Origin of the sequence: Streptomyces sp. R-74717, assembly GCF_047305335.1 — a bacterium.
GTDB classification, from domain to species: domain Bacteria; phylum Actinomycetota; class Actinomycetes; order Streptomycetales; family Streptomycetaceae; genus Streptomyces; species Streptomyces atratus.
This window is the reverse complement of sequence record NZ_CP102361.1, coordinates 4,213,813-4,230,745: the sequence shown is the minus strand read 5'-3', so window position 1 is coordinate 4,230,745 and position 16,933 is coordinate 4,213,813. Positions and strand designations below refer to the sequence as shown.

Here is a 16,933-nt window from a genome sequence, read left to right as displayed (position 1 = left end):
CGTGATCGATATCAGCGAATCCGTAATGCAGTTCCTTCTCGCGTTCATCGTCGTAGGCCCGCTCATCGGCGCCGTCGCCGCCCTCCTGCCGGCCCCGCCCGGGCTGAAGGGAAAGAGCCCCGACCAGGCCGTGCTCCGCCACGGCGTGACCGTCACCGGCGCGATCCTCATCGCCGTGATCGTGCTGGCCGTCGGCTTCGACCACGACCACCCGTCGAAGATGCAGGCCACCACCGACATCAGCTGGATCCCGGCGCTCGACGTCCGCATCCATCTCGGCATCGACGGCATTTCGCTCCCCCTTCTCGTACTGACCGCGCTGCTGACCTTCCTCTGCGCGCTGTACAGCTACTTCAAAATGCCTGAAGGCCCCTCCCCGAAGGCCTTCGTCGCACTCGTTCTCGTCCTGGAGTCCGGCACCCTCGCGACCTTCGCCGTCCTCGATCTGCTGCTGTTCTTCCTGGCGTTCGAGATGGTGCTCATCCCGATGTACTTCCTCATCGCCCGCTGGGGCGGTGCACAGAAGCAGGCCGCTGCCTGGAAGTTCATCCTCTACACGCTGCTCGGCTCGGTGATCATGCTGCTGGGCCTGCTCCTCATCGGACTGAAGAGCGGCACCTTCGACATGGTGGCACTCGCCACTGACAACGGCCGTGGGCTCACCTCGTCCGTGCAGGTCATCGCCGTTCTGGCGATCGGCATCGGACTCGCCGTGAAGACCCCGATGTGGCCGCTGCACAGCTGGCTCCCGGACGCACACACCGCCGCCCCGACCGTCGGCTCGGTCCTGCTCGCGGGCGTCCTGCTGAAGATGGGTACGTATGGATTCGTCCGCATCCTGCTTCCCATCGCCCCCGACGGGATGCACACCTTCGCGCCTTACCTCGCCGCCTTCGCGGTCGTCGGCATCGTCTACGGATCGCTCGCCTGCCTGGCGCTGGCCCGCCCGGGCTCCAAGGGCGACCTCAAGCGCCTGATCGCGTACTCCTCCGTCGGGCACATGGGCTTCGTACTCCTCGGCATCGCGAGCATGACCCCCACCGGAGTCAACGGCGCGCTCTTCGCCAACATCGCCCACGGTCTCATCACCGGCCTGCTGTTCTTCCTGGTCGGCGCGGTCAAGGACCGGTACGGCACCGCCGACCTCGACACCCTCTCCGGCGCCACCGGGGCCGCGCTCTACGGCCGCGCCCCCCGCCTCGGCGGCCTCCTCGCCTTCGCCGCCGTCGCCTCCCTGGGCCTGCCCGGGCTCGCCGGGTTCTGGGGCGAGATGCTCGCCCTGTTCGGCTCCTTCGACCCCGCCGACGGTCTCAGCCGCCCCGCCTTCCTCACCTTCATGTCGATCGCCGCGTTCGGCACCCTGCTCACCGCCGCGTACATGCTGATCGTCGTACGCCGGGTCTGCATGGGTGAGAAGCGGGAAGAGCCGCAGCAGCTGGCCGATGTCCAGACGTACGAATTCGCTGCCTGGACCCCGCTCGTCGCCCTCACCGTCCTCGCCGGTCTGTGGCCCGCCGTCCTCCTCGGCCTCACCGACCCGGCCGTGCAGAAGCTCCTCGCAGGAGGCAAGTCGTGACCACAGCCGTCGTCACCCCGGGCGTCGTCACCACAGCGGCCGAGAGCACCACCAGCCTCATCCAGTCCGTCGACTGGCTCGCTGTCGCGCCCCCGGTCGTCGTCGCGGCCGTCGCCCTGATCGTCCTGGTCGCCGACCTCTTCCTGCCCGAGGAACGCAAGCCGCTCCTCGGCCGGGTCACCATCGCCGGACTCGTGGCCGCACTCGCCTTCCTCGTCCCGCTGCGCGGCGGCGACCGCTCCACGTTCTGCCTCACCGCGGCAACCACCGGTACCGGTGGCCCCGGGGCCTGCAGCTACACCGCCGACCACTTCGCCCTCGTCATCCAGGCCCTCGTACTCGGCGGTGCCCTGCTGACCGCCCTGCTCTCCCTCGGCGACACACGCAAGCTCCCCGCGGGCGAGTTCTGGTTCCTCCTGCTGTCCTCCGCGTCGGGCGCCGCACTCCTGCCCGCCGCCCGCGACCTCGCCACCCTCGTCGTCGCCCTCGAAGTCGCCTCGCTGCCCGCCTTCGCCCTCGTCGGCATCAAGCGCGGCGACCGGCGCTCCTCCGAAGCCGCGCTGAAGTTCTTCCTCTCCTCCGTCGTCGCGACCGCCGTCATGCTGCTTGGCGTCAGCTTCGTGTACGCCACCACCGGCACCCTGCACCTCACGGAGATCGCCGCCCGGCTCGACGACGTACCCGGTCAGCTCGACACCCTCGCAAAGGCGGGTGTCGTCCTCACCCTGGTCGGCTTCGCCTTCAAGACGGCCGCCGCGCCCTTCCACTTCTGGGTTCCCGACACCTACGTCGGCGCACCCCTGCCGGTCGCCGCCTACCTTTCGGTCGTCGGCAAGGCGGTCGGCTTCTCCGGCCTCATCCTCGTCACCGTGATCGCGTTCCCGGCGTACGCGGACGTCTGGGGACCGGCCCTCGCCGTCCTCGCCGCGCTCACCATGACGACCGGCAACGTCGCCGCCCTGCGCCAGAACGCCACCCACGTCCGCAGCGCCGTACGCCTGCTCGCCTGGTCGTCCGTCGCCCAGGCCGGCTACCTCCTGGTGCCGATCGCCGCCGCCGCGTACTCCAGCGACGAGCACATCGGCTCCACCGTCGCGTACGCCCTCATGTACGCCGTCGTGAACCTCGGCGCATTCGCGGTCGCGGCCCTCGTTGCGCGTACGAACCCCGGAAACCGGATCTCCGACTACCGCGGCCTGTACGCCACCCGCCCCCTGACCGCCCTCGCGATGGCCTTCTTCCTGCTCTGCCTGGCCGGCCTGCCGCCCGGCATCGTCGGCCTCTTCGCCAAGGTCACGGTCTTCTCCGCGGCCGTCGACGCGGGACTCGGCTGGCTCGCCGTCGTCATGGCCGTCAACGTCGTGATCGCGCTCTACTACTACCTGCAGTGGACCGCGGCGCTCTTCCGTGCTCCTGAAGAGGCCGCGGCGGACGAGGCCGCACCCGCCCCCACCAGGCACCGCGCCCCGGCCTCCCTCACTGCCGCGATCGCCCTCACCGCCGTTGCCGGCGTCGTACTCTCCGGTGCCCCGCAGACCGTACTCAGGTTCGCCGCCGTCAATCTCTTCTGATGTACGCAAGATCGGTTTGCCCGGGACGGTCCGTACAGGGCAAGGTCATGCCCGCACATCCCCACACACGTACGCATGTCCCAGAGGAGCAAGAGCAGTGCTGAACGGGTTCAAGGACTTCATCCTGCGCGGGAACGTCATCTCCATGGCCATCGGGCTGGCTGTCGGAGCCGCGTTCACCGCAGTCGTCACCGGATTCAGCACCGCCTTCATCACCCCGCTGATCGGCCTTGCAACCGGTTCCGTCGGAGACTTCAGCGCGGCGGAGTTCTCGATCGAGGGCGCCATCTTCCCGTACGGGAAGTTCCTCGCCGCCGCCATCGCCTTCCTGATCACCGCGGCGGTGCTCTACTTCTGCGTCGTCGTCCCCATGACGAAGGTCCAGAACCGCTTCTCCAAGGCGGACGAGAAGGTCGACATCAAGGCCGCCGTGCGCGACTGCCCCCGCTGCTACACCGAGATCCCGGCCATCGCCTCCCGCTGCGCCCACTGCACCAGCGAGATCAAGCCGGACCCCGAGGCCCTCGCACTCGCCGGCCTCCCCGCTCAGCGCTGAGCCGCCCGGCGCCGACCGGCACACGCCGATCCCTCCACCCGTACGGCCCAGGGCCTGATCCGGCCGCAAGTGCCGGACAGGCCCTGTCCCCACGGCCGCGCACACAAGGGAACTAGCTCTCCTCGCCTGGCGTTGACCAGTACGGGAGGCTCCACTGGGGGAGTGGAGACCACCAAGCAAAGGGTTCCCCTGCCGCACCACTTGGAGGGCGTACCGTGCACCGCCGGCACAACGGGCTGAGAACCGCCGTACTCCTCGGGGGCCTGTCCGCACTCATCATCGTCATCGGAAGCTTCTTCGGACGTACAGGCCTGATCGTCGCGCTCCTCGTAGCCGTCGGCACCAACGCCTACGCGTACTGGAACAGCGACAAGCTGGCGCTCAGGGCCATGCGCGCCCGCCCCGTCAGCGAATTCGAGGCGCCACAGCTCTACCGCATGGTCCGGGAGCTCTCAACAGCAGCCCGCCAGCCCATGCCCCGGCTCTACATCTCCCCGACACAGGCCCCCAACGCCTTCGCCACCGGCCGCAATCCGCGCAACGCGGCGGTCTGTTGCACCGAGGGCATCCTGCAGATTCTGGACGAGCGAGAGCTGCGCGGAGTCCTCGGCCATGAGCTGAGCCATGTCTACAACCGTGACATCCTGATCTCGTCCGTCGCCGGAGCGCTCGCTTCCGTCGTCATGTTTCTGGTCAACTTCGCCTGGCTGATCCCGGTGGGCCGGTCCGACGACGACGAGGGCCCCGGCATCCTCGGCATGCTGCTGATCATGATCCTCGGCCCGCTGGCCGCCTCCGTCATCCAACTGGCCGTAAGCCGCTCCCGCGAATACGAGGCGGATGCCTCGGGCGCCCAGCTGACCGGCGACCCACTGGCCCTCGCCAGCGCCCTGCGGAAGCTCGAAGCCGGTACGAAACAGCTCCCTCTGCCCCCCGAGCCGAGGATCGAGACCGCGAGCCACATGATGATCGCGAATCCCTTCCGCCCCGGCCAGGGCGTCTCCAAGATGTTCTCGACACACCCGCCGATGGCGGAGCGCATCGCACGCCTGGAGCAGATGGCAGGTCGTCGTCCGTGAGGACGATCGGTGCGGACGCTCCTGGTGGAAGTCGGAGAAGAGCAGACCGAGGAAAATCCACAGAGGGATGCCGAGCACAGCGATCGCCGGCCCGGCCAGGCAGCCGCACCCCGTCAGTCGGTTGCTGGTTCTCGCGTACTCATCGTCGTTCCCCCACGCCGCCATTGAACCGCATCCCCTGTCAGGGGCCGACGACAGCTCCTAGCGGGCTCCGAACGCTTCGTCGGTCGTGACCACCTCTCGGCCCAGCGGCATGAGAGAGATGGGGATCATCTTCAGGTTTGCCCAGCCGAAGGGGATTCCGATGATCGACACGAACAGCGGGATGCTCGTGATCAGGTGCCCCAACGCGAGCCACCACCCGGCGAAGACGAGCCAGATCACGTTACCGACGCACGAGGGCGCACCCGCGTCGGGCCGCTCCACGGTGGTCCGCCCGAATGGCCACAGCACGTAGCCGGCGATTCTCAGCGAGGCGATGCCGAACGGGATCGTCACGATCAGGACGAAGCAGATGATCGCAGCGAGCAGGTAGCCGAGGGCCATCCAGAACCCACAGAACACCACCCACAAGACGTTCAGGATCAGCTGTACGAGCTTCATGATCACTAGCCTTCCGCAAGTTTCGCCTGTCAGGGCTGTTCAAAGCCAGTATCGGTCCCGGAACCGAAGAGGGCTCGCCTGACTGTCAGTGCCGTCGTCCACCATGAACCCATGAACGACACCGAGCAGTTGCTGGCAGCCGCGGAGAAGACTGCACGCACCACCCCGCGCCGGGAGGAGTACCCCCTCCCGGCGCCCCTGCCCGCCGAGGGCGTCGCGCGTGCCGAAGCCGCCCTGGGCTTTGCCCTGCCGCCGCTGCTCACCGCCCTGTACACCCGGATCGCCAACGGCGGCTTCGGGCCGGAGTACGGTCTGATGCCGCTGATCGGCGACCGGGCTCCGGACGGGGAGGAGTCCGCCGTCGCGCAGTATCTCGCCCACCGCCGGAGCGCGACCGAGGAGGGCGAGTGGCCGTGGCCGGAGGGCGTGCTGCCGATATGCAGCCTGGGCTGCGGGATGTACTCCTGCGTGGACTGCCGCAGCGAACACACCACGGTGCTGCTCTTCGAGCCGAACGCCGACGAGCCGGAGCACGCCTGGTACGTGGACCAGCCCGACCTCGCACAGTGGCTGCGCAACTGGCTGGACGGCACCGCGTGGTACTCCGAGGAGTCCGAGGACGAAGGGGCCGACATGGCGCCCTGGCCGGATTTCAGCGCCCGCGTATGACCCATGGACGGGCAGGTGTGGCCCGTTCGTGGATCGCGCACTGCAACCGCCCGACCGGCAGGAACGTCTTGGATTCCAAGACCGAGTGACGGGTAGGTTCGCACGCATGAGCATCATTGGCTGGATCATTCTCGGACTGCTTGCCGGCGCCATCGCCAAGGTCCTGCTCCCGGGCCGTGACCCGGGCGGCCTGGTCGGCACCACCCTCATAGGGATCATCGGTGCCTGTCTCGGCGGCTGGATATCGTCGCGCTTCCTCGACCGACCGATCTCCAACGACTTCTACGACACGGCCACTTGGGTCGCGGCCATCGGCGGTTCGCTGGTCCTGCTGATCGTCTACCGGCTGCTCTTCGGGAACTCCCGCGAACGTCGCTGACGCCCGTCGGCGCCTGGGGTGCCCAACCCGGTCTCGCGCAGGGTCAGATTGAGCCGGCCACGGCTCATCCCCGTCGCAGGATCGGCCGTCCCCGGACGGACCTTCGGTACGCCGTGGAACGCGAAGCGTGAAGGCCCGCCGAAGACGAACAGGTCACCGGAGGCCAATTCCACATCCGTGTAGGGCCTTCCGCGGTTCTCCGTGTTCCCGAAGCGGAAGACACAGGTATCGCCGATGCTGAGTGACACCACCGGAGCACCGGACCGCTCCTCCTTGTCCTGGTGCATGCCCATCCGCGCCGCGCCGTCGTAGAAGTTGATGAGGGCGGCGTCCGGCGCGTACGTCCGGGCCGGGCTCTCGTCCCCGTACGCCTCTGCCAGCGCCTCCCGCCCCAACTCCGCCAGCCAGTCGGGAAATTCGGCTACCCGTGCACCATTCACATCGTCGGCCGTGCGTGAATACCGGTACGGCTGCCAGTGCCACCCCAGACAGACCGTCTGCACGGACATCACCCCGCCACCCGGCACCACCGTGTGCCGCAACGGCACAGGCCCGCGCGCCCATTCCCGGCAGGCCGCCACCAACTCCCGTTGGCGCTCCGACGGCAGCCAGTCGGGCACATGCACGGCCCCCGGCGCGACGACGGCCCGCGGCCTCGGAAAGAGCCCGGACATGTCAGCGCACCGCCAGGGCGCCTTCCAGCCCCAGAAGCTGTTCCTTGCGCTCCAGGCCACCCGCGTACCCCCGCAAGGCCCCGTCCGCGCCGATCACCCGATGGCACGGTCGCACGACCAGCAGGGGATTGCGCCCGATCGCCGTGCCCACGGCCCGCACGCCCGCCCCGGGCGTACCGATCCGTTCGGTGATCTGCCCGTACGACACGGTCTCCCCGTACGGGACAGTGTCCAGCGCCGCCCAGACCCTGCGCTGGAAGTCGGTGCCCAGGCCGTCCGCGTACACGATGTCGAAGCGGGTCAGCCGCCCCTCGAAGTACTCCCGCAGCTGTGCGGCGATCCCCGCGAAGGCTTCCGGCGCGTCGACCCACCCGTCCTGGACGACTGCGGCGCCCTTCTGGCCGGGCAGCGAGAGCGAGGCGAGCGCGACTTCGCCGTCCGTGCCGGTGGCCTTCTCGCCGACCAGCAGCAGCTCACCCAGCGGGCTGTCGACCGTTGCGTAGATGGTCATGACTCGTCCCTCTCCTTGCCCGTCATGCCGGAAATCGACAGGATCGTCGTCCGGCATGGACAAGTCTGCGTCCCCCGCTCCACCGCGACCGGCGGTATTCGGACATCACATCCCGGGCGCGGGGCGGAGCGGCGCATCCCGCTCCGCGCCACCCCGTGCCCGGAAGGTGCACGGCCTGCCGGAGACCTACCGGTAGTTCACGAACTGCACGGCGAAGTCGAAGTCCTGACCCTTCAGCAGCGCCTGCACGGCCTGCAGATCGTCCCGGCTCTTCGAGCTGACCCGCAGCTCATCGCCCTGGACCTGCGCCTTGACGCCCTTCGGGCCCTCATCGCGAATGATCTTCGCCACCTTCTTGGCGTTCTCCTGGGAGATGCCTTCCTCGATCGTGGCGAAGATCTTGTACTCCTTGCCGGACAGCTGCGGCTCTCCCGCGTCCAGAGACTTCAGCGAGATGCCGCGCTTGATCAGCTTGGACTGGAAGATGTCGAGGATCGCCTTGACCCGCTCCTCGCCGTTCGCCTCCATCAGGATCTTCTCGCCGGACCAGGAGATCGAGGCGCCGGTGCCCTTGAAGTCGTAACGCTGCGAGATTTCCTTGGCGGCCTGGTTGAGGGCGTTGTCGACCTCCTGCCGCTCGACCTTCGAGACGATGTCGAAACTGGAGTCGGCCATGACGTGTGGCTCCTTGTATCGGGGTGCTGGGAAACGGGGTGCATACGGGCGGCTGCGGGCCTGCCGGCCCCGCGCCCACCGATCAAAGCCTAGCCACCCACGCCGGATCGGGCCGCTGATCAATCCAGTGGCGTAGCACCCCCGGGCATCGGGTATCGTTTACGTCGTTGCCACGGAGCACCGCCGAAAAGCGGTTCTCACGGCAGCAATCCCCGGCGGTGTGCCCGAGTGGCCAAAGGGAGCAGACTGTAAATCTGCCGGCTCAGCCTACCCAGGTTCGAACCCTGGCGCCGCCACATAGCAAGGCCCCTGTCCCAGGACAGGGGCCTTCTTTGTTTCTGCAGCGAGGGATCGTGAAGAGGCTCGTGAACGTGGAACCTGTGCTGGTCAGCGCCTGCCTGCATGGCGTGCCCTGCCGCTTCGACGGCCGCGGCAAGGCCTCCGCCGCAGTGACCGAGGCCATCGGGGACCGCCGCCCCGTCGCCTTCTGCCCCGAGGTCGCGGCCGGACTGCCCACCCCGCGCCGCCCCGCCGAGATCGTCGGCGGCGACGGCCACGACGTGCTGGACGGTCGTGCCCGCGTCGTCGACGACACCGGGCACGATGTGACGGAGGAGTTCGTGGACGGCGCCCGGCGGGCACTGGAGGCCGCGCGCAGGGCCGGGTGCACCGAGGCGCTGCTGATGGCGCGCAGCCCTTCCTGCGGGCGCGGCGCGGTCTATGACGGTACGTTCACGGGCGAGCTCCGCGAGGGCGACGGCGTCACCGCCGCCCTGCTGGAGCGCCACGGCATCACGGTCCGCCCGGCGCCGGGCGGCTGAACCGGGGCGGCGGGCCGCCGCCCCGGACCGGGCGTGCAGTCGTCGGAAAGCCGAACCAACGGCTCAGTTCCCCGCCACGTCCTTCACGGCGACCGACACCGGCATGTTCCCCGAGATGAGTTCCAGGGTCAGCCCCGCCGTCGCAGGGGTCTCCAGCAGCTCCAGCAGCGCCGCCGCCACATCGTCGCGCGGCACCGGTCCGCGGCCGGTCGAGGCGGTCAGCAGGACCATCCCGGTGCCCGCGTCGTTCGTCAGCATTCCGGGGCGCAGGATCGTCCAGTCGAGTGCGGTCCTGGAGCGCACATACGCGTCCGCGGCGCCCTTCGCCCGCAGGTAGGCGTCGAAGACCTCGTCGCCCGGGTGTTCGGGGTCGGCGCCCATCGACGAGACCACTACGTAGCGCCGTACGCCTGCCCGTTCCGCCGCGTCCGCGAACAGCACCGCCGCGCCGCGATCCACCGTCTCCTTGCGTTCCGAGCCGCTGTTCGGGCCCGCGCCGGCCGCGAAGACCGCCGCGTCGGCGCCGCGCAGCACCTCCGCCACCTCTTCCACGGAGGCCGATTCGAGATCCAGGACGACCGGCTCGGCGCCTGCCGCCCGGAGGTCCTCACTCTGTTCCGGATTCCGGATGACGCCTACGGCCTCGTCCCCGCGCGCGGCGAGCAGCCGCTCCAGCCGCAGCGCGATCTGACCATGTCCACCTGCGATGACAATGCGCATGCTCACGACCGTACGCCGCGGCGGGCCCACGCGCTCAGGGCCCGCCGCAGGGGCCGGAATCCGGCCGGGCCTGGCGGGGCAGACCGAGGGCGACGACGGTCTCCGAGTCGCAGTACTCGCGCACCGCACTCGTCCGCGTCACGACCCGGCCGCGATGCACCACGACCCGGCTGTAGGCGAGCGACAGCACGCCGGAGAGCTGCTCCCCGCGTACGGCGAGCAGCTCGGCCGGGAAGCCGGCCTCGACCCTGAGCTCGGGCAGCCCCATCGCCTTCCTCGCGACCGAGGAGACCGCCTCGTACGCCTCATCGGCCCGCATCCCGCTCTGCGAGGCCAGCAGGTAGGCGGCCTCCAGCGGATCCCCGCGGCCCACAGGGTTTGCGACGTCCCGCAGCGCTCCGCTGCCCGCCGCGACCCGCACTCCGGCCGCACGCAGCAGCCGAACGGGGGCGGTGCCCCGGCCTTCCACCCCGCTGCAGCCACCCTGGGGGAGGCAGATCACCGTCACCCCGGCCGCGGCGAGCTGGTCGGCGGCGCGGGCCGCGGCCTGAGGGGGAAGCCGGGAGAGGCCGGCGCACGGGCCGATGGAGACACCGGGCCGCAGTCCGCCCGCCATGGCGGCGAGACGGCCGAGCCGGGCCGGATCGTCACCGTGCGTGTGCAGATCGACGGGGCAGCCCTGTTCGGCGGCGATCTCCAGGACGGCTTCCGCGTACCCCGCCGGATCCGGGTCGAGGTCGGGGCAGCCGCCGACCGCGCCGGCCCCCATCTTCACGGCGTCACGCAGCATGGCCAGGTTGTCGGCGCCCGCGACGCCGGTGAGCAGCCGGGGTACGGCGACAGGGGTCAGCTCGGCGAGTCCGCGCAGCGAGCGGCGCGCCTGCAGTACGGCTTCGAGGGAGGTGAGGCCCTGGACGTCCCCGATCCGCACGTGTGCGCGCAGCGCGGTGGCGCCGTGGCCGAGCTGCAGCAGGGAAGCCTCGGTGGCGCGGCGCTGGATGTCCTCACGGCGGTGCGACACGGGTCCCGGACTGTCGGGGCCCGCACCGTGGGCGGTGAGTGCGGTGTCGCTGTGGGCGTGGGGCTCGGCGGGGGCGGGGAGCAGCAGATAGCCGCGCAGGTCCACCCGCGGACCCGGTGCGGTCAGGCTGCCCGCGGTGCCGACGGCCTCGATGCGGCTGCCGCCGAGCCGTACGTCCACGATGCGGCCGTCGGTGAGACGGGCGCCGCAGAGCACCAGGGTGCCGGTCTCGGCGGTGGCGGGGCTGCTGGTCGCATCGGCCGCGTCGGCGGCGTCGTCGTCCGGCCGCCGCGGCTGGCTGTCGGGCATCGCGCTCCTGGGAAGGGGTACAAGATCACGCAGAGTGAGTCGAGCCTAGGGGCGTGTTCGGTCCGGTTCGAGGAGGAGCGAAATAGTCGTACCGGTGTGGCCCTGAGGGGTATCCGGGGCACGGGTGTACGGCTGGGGCCGCGGCGGCTCATTCGGTGCCCGAGGCGCTGTTCAAGCGGCTGGTGGGCGGGCCGGAAGGCCGCCGGTCGAGTGATCGGCGGGGTCTCGATCAAGGGCGCAGGTCGGGCCTTCGAAACGGATTTGGGCGATCGGCGACCAACCGTGTAATGTCTTCCTCGCTCGCCCCAATAGCTCAGTCGGTAGAGCGTCTCCATGGTAAGGAGAAGGTCTGCGGTTCGATTCCGCATTGGGGCTCTGGTGATCGGGAAACCCCGCTTCGGCGGGGGGACTCGTCATCAAAGCGGTGTAGCTCAGTCGGTAGAGCAAGCGGCTCATAATCGCTGTGTCACCGGTTCAAGTCCGGTCACCGCTACTTACGGTAGCCGATTGTGGGGTCGGTCCTTCGATCGGCTACTCTTTTTTGCGTTCATCCGTCCATCCGTCCGTCCAAGGAGCACTCACGTGGCTGCCACCGACGTCCGCCCGAAGATCACGCTGGCCTGCGTGGAGTGCAAGGAGCGGAACTACATCACCAAGAAGAACCGGCGTAACAACCCGGACCGTCTTGAGATGAAGAAGCACTGCCCGCGCTGCAACTCTCACACTGCGCACCGCGAAACGCGCTGAAACAGGCTCGTACACGAGGCCGTCCCCACTGGGGGCGGCCTCGTGTCGTTGTATGGGGGCTGTCCTTCGGCCTTTTCAACTTTCATCAGGAGGTAGCGAGCTCATGGCGCTCGACCAGTCCTTCGTGGGGCGGATCTATCCGCCCACTCCGCCGTACGAGGTCGGCCGGGAGAAGATTCGCGAGTTCGCCGAGGCGGTGGGCGACACGAATCCGGTGTACGTCGACCCCGAGGCCGCCAAGGCGCTCGGCCACAGCGACGTGATCGCACCGCCGACGTTCGTCTTCTCGATCACCTTCAAGGCCGCGGGGCAGGTGGTGCAGGACCCGCAGCTGGGCCTGGACTACAGCCGCGTGGTGCACGGTGACCAGAAGTTCGCCTATGTGCGCCCCGTGCGGGCGGGGGACCGGCTGACGGTCACCTCGACGATCGAGGGCATCAAGTCCCTGGCGGGCAACGACGTCCTGGACATCCGTGGCGAGGTCCACGACGAATCCGGTGAGCACGTCGTGACCGCGTGGACGAAGCTGGTGGCGCGCGCCGCCGAGGAGGCGTGATGACGGCGAAGGTTGCTTACGAGTCGGTCGAGGTCGGTACGGAGCTGCCGGCGCAGTCCTTCCCGGTGAGCCGGGCGACGCTGGTGCAGTACGCGGGCGCTTCCGGTGACTTCAACCCGATCCACTGGAACGAGAAGTTCGCCCGCGAGGTCGGACTGCCGGATGTGATCGCACACGGCATGTTCACCATGGCCGAGGCGATCCGGGTGGTCACGGACTGGGTCGGCGACCCCGGTGCGGTCGTCGAGTACGGGGTGCGGTTCACCAAGCCGGTTGTCGTGCCGAATGACGACAAGGGCGCCCTGATCGAGGTCAGCGCCAAGGTGGCCGCCCTCCTGGACGACAAGCAGGTGCGGGTGGACCTGACGGCCATGAGCGAGGGCAAGAAGGTGCTGGGCATGTCCCGCGCGGTGGTGCAGCTCGGCTGAGGCCATTGGGCGCGGATGAGGGGCGCTGTCCTTGGGCGGTGCCCCTCACGCATGCGGGCTTGGGCGGTGCCCTCACTCCTGCGGCCGCCCGACGCATCGTTCGACGGGCCTCCGTGGACCGCTTGACTAAGTTAGTGATTGAGCACTAACTTCGTTGCATGGTGAGGATGAGTGCAGAAGAGCGGCGCGAGAGCGTCATCCGCGCGGCGATCACCGAGTTCGCCCGCGGCGGTTACGACGCCACATCCACCGAGGCGATCGCCAAGCGTGTGGGTGTCTCGCAGCCGTACCTCTTCCGCCTCTTCCCCAACAAGCAGGCCATGTTTCTCGCCGCCGCCGAGCGCTGCCTCGCTGACACCCGGAAGGTCTTCTCCGACGCGGCCGAAGGCCTTGAGGGTGACGAGGCGCTGCATGCCATGGCCGCGGCGTATCAGCGCCTGATCGTCGGCGACCCGGACAAGCTGCTCATGCAGATGCAGGTGTACGCGGCCGTCGCGGCGGCCGAAGCCTCGGGGGATCACGAGTTCGGCGAGTCGGTTCGTGCCGGCTGGCTGCAGATGCGGGACGAGGTCCATCTCGCGCTCGGTGCCGATCTCGGTGAGACGACGACGTTCCTCGCGTACGGCATGCTCGTCAACACCCTGGCCTCGCTCGGTTTCCCGGCCGGTCACCGGATCTGGTCGGGGTTCTACGACTCGGCCAGGCCGATCGCCTGAACAGTGCGGCCCGGGTTCTGCCCGGTTTTCTGCCCAGAGAAGTTAGTCATTGATAACTAACCCCCAGGGGGAGCAGTGAACCAGCACGCAGCAGATCGCTCGGGAGCGGTCTGGGCCCTTGTCATCACCAGCGTCGCCGGATTCATGGCGGCCCTCGACAACCTCGTCGTCACCACCGCCCTGCCCTCCATCCGCAAGAGCCTCGGCGGCGAACTGGCGGAGCTCGAATGGACGGTGAACGCGTATACCCTCACCTTCGCCGTTCTGCTGATGCTCGGGGCTGCCCTCGGCGACCGGTTCGGCCGGCGCCGGCTCTTCCTCGCCGGGCTCACCGTCTTCACCGGCGCCTCCGCCGCGGCAGCACTCTCGCCCGGGATCAACGAACTGATCGCCTTCCGGGCCGTCCAGGGTGTGGGTGCGGCGATCATGATGCCGCTGACGCTCACGCTGCTCACGGCCGCCGTGCCGCCCGCACGCCGCGGTGCCGCGCTCGGCATCTTCAGCGCCGTCACCGGACTGGCCGTGGCCAGCGGACCGCTGATCGGCGGCAGCCTCACCGAGCACCTGTCCTGGCAGTGGATCTTCTGGCTGAACGTCCCGATCGGTCTGGTCCTGCTGCCGCTGGCGCGGCTGCGCCTGACGGAGTCGCACGCGCCGGACTCACGGCTCGACATACCCGGCACGCTCCTGGTCAGCACCGGACTCTTCGGCATCGTCTACGGCCTGGTCAACGCCAACTCCGACGGCTGGACCAGCCCCACCGTCCTCACGGCCCTGCTCGCCGGCGCCGCACTCATCGGCGGATTCATCCACCACGGCTTCCACGCGAAGAACCCGATGCTGCCCATGCGGCTCTTCCGCAGCCGTGCGTTCTTCGGGATCAACATGGCCGGCCTGCTGATGTTCTTCGGGATGTTCGGGTCGATCTTCCTGCTCAGCCAGTACTTCCAGGGCGTGCTGGGTTACTCGCCCACCGAGGCCGGCCTGCGGATGCTGCCCTGGACGGGAATGCCGATGCTGGTCGCACCCATTGCGGGCGCGCTCTCCGACCGGCTCGGCGGCCGACCCGTGGTCGTGGCCGGGCTCGCTCTCCAGGCGGTCGGTCTCGCACTCTTCGCGATGGTCATCGGGCCCGACGCCTCGTACTCCTCGCAGCTGCCCGGCCTGATCGTCGGCGGCGTCGGCATGGCCCTGTACTTCGCACCCGCCGCCAGCCTTGTGATGTCCAGCGTCCGCCCCGCCGAACAGGGCATCGCCTCCGGTGCCAACAATGCCCTGCGCGAGGTCGGCGGAGCCCTCGGGGTCGCCGTGCTCGCCACGGTCTTCTCCTCGCAGGGCGGTTACGACTCCGCGCAGTCCTTCACGGACGGGATCGTTCCGGCGGTGTGGACAGGTGCCGGTGTGGTGGCGCTGGCCGCCCTCGTCGCCCTGCTCATTCCGCGCCGCCGCAACGTCTCGGCCCCGGAGCCCGAGGCGGTCGAGGGACGCATCCCCGTCGCCGCCTGAGCCACGGCTGCGCGCGTACGGTCCGTGGCCCCGCCCGAGCGGCGGGGTCACGGACCGTACTCTTGTCCCCGTGCAGGAACTCCACGACGCCCCCCTCGCCCCCCTGACCACCTTCCGGCTCGGCGGCCCCGCCGCCCGCCTTCTCACGGCGACGACCGACGCCGAGGTGATCGAAGCCGTGCGCGAGGCCGACGAGAGCGGCACCCCGCTCCTGGTCATCGGCGGCGGCAGCAACCTGGTCATCGGCGACAAGGGCTTCGACGGCACCGCCCTGCGTATCGCGACCGAGGGCTTCGCCCTGGACGGTACGACGCTGGAACTGGCCGCCGGGGAGGTCTGGACGGACGCCGTCGCCCGCACCGTCGAAGCAGGTCTCGCAGGCATCGAGTGCCTGGCCGGAATTCCGGGCTCCGCGGGGGCGACGCCGATCCAGAACGTGGGCGCCTACGGCCAGGAAGTGTCCTCCACCATCACGGAGGTCGTCGCCTACGACCGGTACACCCGCGAAACGGTCACCATCCCGAACGCCGAGTGCGCATTCTCGTACCGGCACAGTCGCTTCAAGGCCGAACCCGACCGCTTCGTGGTGCTGCGTGTCCGCTTCGAGCTGGAAGAGGCGGGCGGTCTGTCGGCGCCCCTGAGGTATCCCGAAACGGCTCGCGCCATGGGCGTCGAACAGGGCGAGCGCGTGCCCGCCGCGGCCGCCCGCGAAACGGTGCTCAGGCTCCGCGCCGGCAAGGGCATGGTGCTGGACCAGGAGGACCACGACTCCTGGTCGGCCGGTTCCTTCTTCACCAACCCGATCCTGGAGGAGGCGGAGTACGAGGCGTTCCTCGCCCGCGCCAGGGACCGGCTCGGCCCCGATACGGCGCCCCCCGCCTTCCCCGCGGGCGAGGGACGCACCAAGACCTCCGCGGCCTGGCTCATCGACAAGGCCGGTTTCACCAAGGGATACGGCACGGGACCGGCCCGTATCTCCACCAAGCACACCCTCGCGCTCACCAACCGCGGCGGCGCGACCACCGAGGACCTCCTCGCGCTCGCCCGTGAGGTCGTCGCCGGGGTCCACGAGGCGTTCGGCGTCACGCTCGTCAACGAACCCGTGACGGTCGGTGTGAGCCTGTAGCAGGCGCGGCGCTCAGTACGCCACGCCCACGCCCTGTTTCACCGCCGCCGGATCGTCGATCAGCGCCAGCATCGCGTGCGCCACATCGGCCCGCGAGATGGACCGGCCGCTGCGCGGGTTGCTGCCGTAGACCGTGCGGTACGTTCCCGTCAGCGGCCCGTTGGTGAGCTTCGGCGGTCGTACGGACGTCCAGTCCGTCGCACTGCGGGCCAGCGCGGCCTCCATCAGCGTCAGGTCCGCGTAGACCTCCTTGAGGATCGCCCCGATCACCTTCAGCATCATCCGGTCCAGCAGCGGGTCGTCCGCGGGCTTCGGTGCGACCGGGGCCGCGCTGACCACCAGCAGCCGCCGCGTCCCCTCGGCCTCCATCGCCCGCAGCACCGACCGGGTGAGCCGCTCGGTGATCCCGTCGGCCTTCCGGCCGCGCGAGCCGAGGCCGGAAAGCACCGCGTCCCGGCCCGCGACCGCCTCGCGCAGCGCCTCCGGGTCGTCGATGCGCGCCGCCGTGTGGACCTGTACGTCGGAGAGCGGGACGGGCAGTCGCGCCGGATCGCGGACCACCGCCGTCACTTCATGGCCCGCCGCCACCGCCTGGCGGACGATTTCCCGACCGATGCCTCCCGTCGCACCGAACACCGTGATCCTCATTGCGCACCCTCCCAGGGTGGGTAAGTATTCACTCACCCCTAG

At 69.4% G+C, this 16,933-nt stretch carries 20 protein-coding genes and 3 tRNA genes; 16 read left to right on the top strand and 7 right to left on the bottom strand.

Annotated features, from left to right (window positions below; all coding sequences use genetic code 11):
* The first annotated feature begins 25 nt into the window (after positions 1–25).
* The 4 genes from NRF20_RS19115 (at position 26) to htpX (ending at position 4,782) form a co-directional block, all read left to right on the top strand.
* Positions 26–1,576, top strand: coding sequence for a NuoM family protein (locus NRF20_RS19115; RefSeq protein ID WP_398632683.1), 1,551 nt, complete (start codon positions 26–28; stop codon positions 1,574–1,576).
* Positions 1,573–3,147 carry an NADH-quinone oxidoreductase subunit N gene (locus tag NRF20_RS19110; protein WP_413752950.1) on the top strand — a complete coding sequence of 525 codons (1,575 nt, stop codon included), beginning with the start codon at positions 1,573–1,575 and terminating at the stop codon, positions 3,145–3,147. The genes NRF20_RS19115 and NRF20_RS19110 overlap by 4 nt, the downstream gene beginning before the upstream one ends.
* A gap of 97 nt (positions 3,148–3,244) precedes the next feature.
* Complete coding sequence (gene mscL / locus NRF20_RS19105) at positions 3,245–3,703, top strand: large conductance mechanosensitive channel protein MscL (RefSeq protein ID WP_327273543.1); 459 nt, start codon at positions 3,245–3,247, stop codon at positions 3,701–3,703.
* Between the two features lie 215 nt (positions 3,704–3,918).
* A complete protein-coding gene (htpX, locus tag NRF20_RS19100; RefSeq protein WP_398632681.1) occupies positions 3,919–4,782 on the top strand; it encodes a zinc metalloprotease HtpX in 864 nt (287 codons plus the stop codon).
* Positions 4,783–4,983: 201 nt separating this feature from the next.
* Here htpX and NRF20_RS19095 read toward each other — a convergent pair whose 3' ends face one another.
* Positions 4,984–5,385, bottom strand: coding sequence for a YccF domain-containing protein (locus tag NRF20_RS19095; protein WP_266365332.1), 402 nt, complete (start codon positions 5,383–5,385; stop codon positions 4,984–4,986).
* Between the two features lie 111 nt (positions 5,386–5,496).
* On the opposite strand from NRF20_RS19095, the gene NRF20_RS19090 reads away from it, so the two are divergent.
* Complete coding sequence (locus NRF20_RS19090) at positions 5,497–6,054, top strand: SMI1/KNR4 family protein (RefSeq protein ID WP_398632680.1); 558 nt, start codon at positions 5,497–5,499, stop codon at positions 6,052–6,054.
* Positions 6,055–6,160: 106 nt separating this feature from the next.
* On the top strand, positions 6,161–6,433 hold the full coding sequence (locus tag NRF20_RS19085; RefSeq protein WP_398632679.1) for a GlsB/YeaQ/YmgE family stress response membrane protein: 273 nt from the start codon (positions 6,161–6,163) through the stop codon (positions 6,431–6,433).
* Here NRF20_RS19085 and NRF20_RS19080 read toward each other — a convergent pair.
* From NRF20_RS19080 to NRF20_RS19070, 3 genes are all read right to left on the bottom strand, one after another.
* Positions 6,394–7,107, bottom strand: coding sequence for an alpha-ketoglutarate-dependent dioxygenase AlkB family protein (locus NRF20_RS19080; RefSeq protein ID WP_266358760.1), 714 nt, complete (start codon positions 7,105–7,107; stop codon positions 6,394–6,396). The two genes, NRF20_RS19085 and NRF20_RS19080, sit on opposite strands and share 40 nt — an antisense overlap.
* A gap of 1 nt (position 7,108) precedes the next feature.
* Positions 7,109–7,618, bottom strand: coding sequence for a methylated-DNA--[protein]-cysteine S-methyltransferase (locus tag NRF20_RS19075; RefSeq protein WP_398632678.1), 510 nt, complete (start codon positions 7,616–7,618; stop codon positions 7,109–7,111).
* 186 nt (positions 7,619–7,804) lie between these two features.
* The gene (locus NRF20_RS19070; protein WP_030926258.1) at positions 7,805–8,293 is read right to left on the bottom strand and encodes a YajQ family cyclic di-GMP-binding protein; all 489 of its coding nucleotides are present in this window, start codon (positions 8,291–8,293) and stop codon (positions 7,805–7,807) included.
* A 214-nt stretch (positions 8,294–8,507) separates the two neighbouring features.
* Here NRF20_RS19070 and NRF20_RS19065 point away from each other — a divergent pair.
* A tRNA-Tyr gene (locus tag NRF20_RS19065) sits at positions 8,508–8,589 on the top strand.
* 75 nt (positions 8,590–8,664) lie between these two features.
* Positions 8,665–9,114 (top strand): DUF523 domain-containing protein, encoded by a 450-nt coding sequence (locus NRF20_RS19060; protein WP_398632740.1) that lies wholly within the window; start codon positions 8,665–8,667, stop codon positions 9,112–9,114.
* A 63-nt stretch (positions 9,115–9,177) separates the two neighbouring features.
* On the opposite strand, the gene NRF20_RS19055 is transcribed toward NRF20_RS19060, so the two are convergent.
* Together NRF20_RS19055 and NRF20_RS19050 are read right to left on the bottom strand one after the other, a co-directional pair.
* Complete coding sequence (locus tag NRF20_RS19055) at positions 9,178–9,834, bottom strand: SDR family oxidoreductase (protein WP_413752949.1); 657 nt, start codon at positions 9,832–9,834, stop codon at positions 9,178–9,180.
* A 34-nt stretch (positions 9,835–9,868) separates the two neighbouring features.
* On the bottom strand, positions 9,869–11,164 hold the full coding sequence (locus NRF20_RS19050) for an amidohydrolase family protein (RefSeq protein WP_398632676.1): 1,296 nt from the start codon (positions 11,162–11,164) through the stop codon (positions 9,869–9,871).
* Positions 11,165–11,466: 302 nt separating this feature from the next.
* Here NRF20_RS19050 and NRF20_RS19045 point away from each other — a divergent pair.
* From NRF20_RS19045 to NRF20_RS19010, 8 genes are all read left to right on the top strand, one after another.
* Positions 11,467–11,539: transfer RNA gene (locus NRF20_RS19045), tRNA-Thr, on the top strand.
* Between the two features lie 45 nt (positions 11,540–11,584).
* Positions 11,585–11,657: transfer RNA gene (locus NRF20_RS19040), tRNA-Met, on the top strand.
* 89 nt (positions 11,658–11,746) lie between these two features.
* Entirely contained in the window at positions 11,747–11,911 is a 165-nt protein-coding gene (rpmG, locus tag NRF20_RS19035; RefSeq protein WP_003956487.1) for a 50S ribosomal protein L33, read from the top strand.
* A gap of 103 nt (positions 11,912–12,014) precedes the next feature.
* Positions 12,015–12,467, top strand: coding sequence for a MaoC family dehydratase N-terminal domain-containing protein (locus tag NRF20_RS19030; protein WP_093897220.1), 453 nt, complete (start codon positions 12,015–12,017; stop codon positions 12,465–12,467).
* On the top strand, positions 12,467–12,895 hold the full coding sequence (locus NRF20_RS19025; protein ID WP_266358756.1) for a MaoC family dehydratase: 429 nt from the start codon (positions 12,467–12,469) through the stop codon (positions 12,893–12,895). Before NRF20_RS19030 ends, NRF20_RS19025 begins: the two co-directional genes overlap by 1 nt.
* A 167-nt stretch (positions 12,896–13,062) precedes the next feature.
* The gene (locus tag NRF20_RS19020) at positions 13,063–13,611 is read left to right on the top strand and encodes a TetR/AcrR family transcriptional regulator (protein WP_398632675.1); all 549 of its coding nucleotides are present in this window, start codon (positions 13,063–13,065) and stop codon (positions 13,609–13,611) included.
* Positions 13,612–13,686: 75 nt separating this feature from the next.
* Positions 13,687–15,117: an MFS transporter gene (locus tag NRF20_RS19015; protein ID WP_398632674.1), complete on the top strand. Its 1,431-nt coding sequence runs from the start codon at positions 13,687–13,689 to the stop codon at positions 15,115–15,117.
* A 70-nt stretch (positions 15,118–15,187) separates the two neighbouring features.
* Entirely contained in the window at positions 15,188–16,243 is a 1,056-nt protein-coding gene (locus tag NRF20_RS19010) for a UDP-N-acetylmuramate dehydrogenase (RefSeq protein WP_398632673.1), read from the top strand.
* A gap of 12 nt (positions 16,244–16,255) precedes the next feature.
* On the opposite strand, the gene NRF20_RS19005 is transcribed toward NRF20_RS19010, so the two are convergent.
* On the bottom strand, positions 16,256–16,891 hold the full coding sequence (locus tag NRF20_RS19005; RefSeq protein WP_398632672.1) for an NAD(P)-dependent oxidoreductase: 636 nt from the start codon (positions 16,889–16,891) through the stop codon (positions 16,256–16,258).
* Positions 16,892–16,933: the final 42 nt, after the last annotated feature.

What these genes read in the sequence shown, in the direction of transcription:
- NRF20_RS19115 (WP_398632683.1), top strand. Translation starts at nt 26, where the DNA reads ATGCAGTTCCTTCTCGCGTTCATCGTCGTAGGCCCGCTCATCGGCGCC.
- NRF20_RS19095 (WP_266365332.1), bottom strand. Translation starts at nt 5,385, where the DNA reads ATGAAGCTCGTACAGCTGATCCTGAACGTCTTGTGGGTGGTGTTCTGT.
- NRF20_RS19090 (WP_398632680.1), top strand. Translation starts at nt 5,497, where the DNA reads ATGAACGACACCGAGCAGTTGCTGGCAGCCGCGGAGAAGACTGCACGC.
- NRF20_RS19085 (WP_398632679.1), top strand. Translation starts at nt 6,161, where the DNA reads ATGAGCATCATTGGCTGGATCATTCTCGGACTGCTTGCCGGCGCCATC.
- NRF20_RS19080 (WP_266358760.1), bottom strand. Translation starts at nt 7,107, where the DNA reads ATGTCCGGGCTCTTTCCGAGGCCGCGGGCCGTCGTCGCGCCGGGGGCC.
- NRF20_RS19075 (WP_398632678.1), bottom strand. Translation starts at nt 7,618, where the DNA reads ATGACCATCTACGCAACGGTCGACAGCCCGCTGGGTGAGCTGCTGCTG.
- NRF20_RS19070 (WP_030926258.1), bottom strand. Translation starts at nt 8,293, where the DNA reads ATGGCCGACTCCAGTTTCGACATCGTCTCGAAGGTCGAGCGGCAGGAG.
- NRF20_RS19055 (WP_413752949.1), bottom strand. Translation starts at nt 9,834, where the DNA reads ATGCGCATTGTCATCGCAGGTGGACATGGTCAGATCGCGCTGCGGCTG.
- NRF20_RS19050 (WP_398632676.1), bottom strand. Translation starts at nt 11,164, where the DNA reads ATGCCCGACAGCCAGCCGCGGCGGCCGGACGACGACGCCGCCGACGCG.
- NRF20_RS19030 (WP_093897220.1), top strand. Translation starts at nt 12,015, where the DNA reads ATGGCGCTCGACCAGTCCTTCGTGGGGCGGATCTATCCGCCCACTCCG.
- NRF20_RS19025 (WP_266358756.1), top strand. Translation starts at nt 12,467, where the DNA reads ATGACGGCGAAGGTTGCTTACGAGTCGGTCGAGGTCGGTACGGAGCTG.
- NRF20_RS19020 (WP_398632675.1), top strand. Translation starts at nt 13,063, where the DNA reads ATGAGTGCAGAAGAGCGGCGCGAGAGCGTCATCCGCGCGGCGATCACC.
- NRF20_RS19005 (WP_398632672.1), bottom strand. Translation starts at nt 16,891, where the DNA reads ATGAGGATCACGGTGTTCGGTGCGACGGGAGGCATCGGTCGGGAAATC.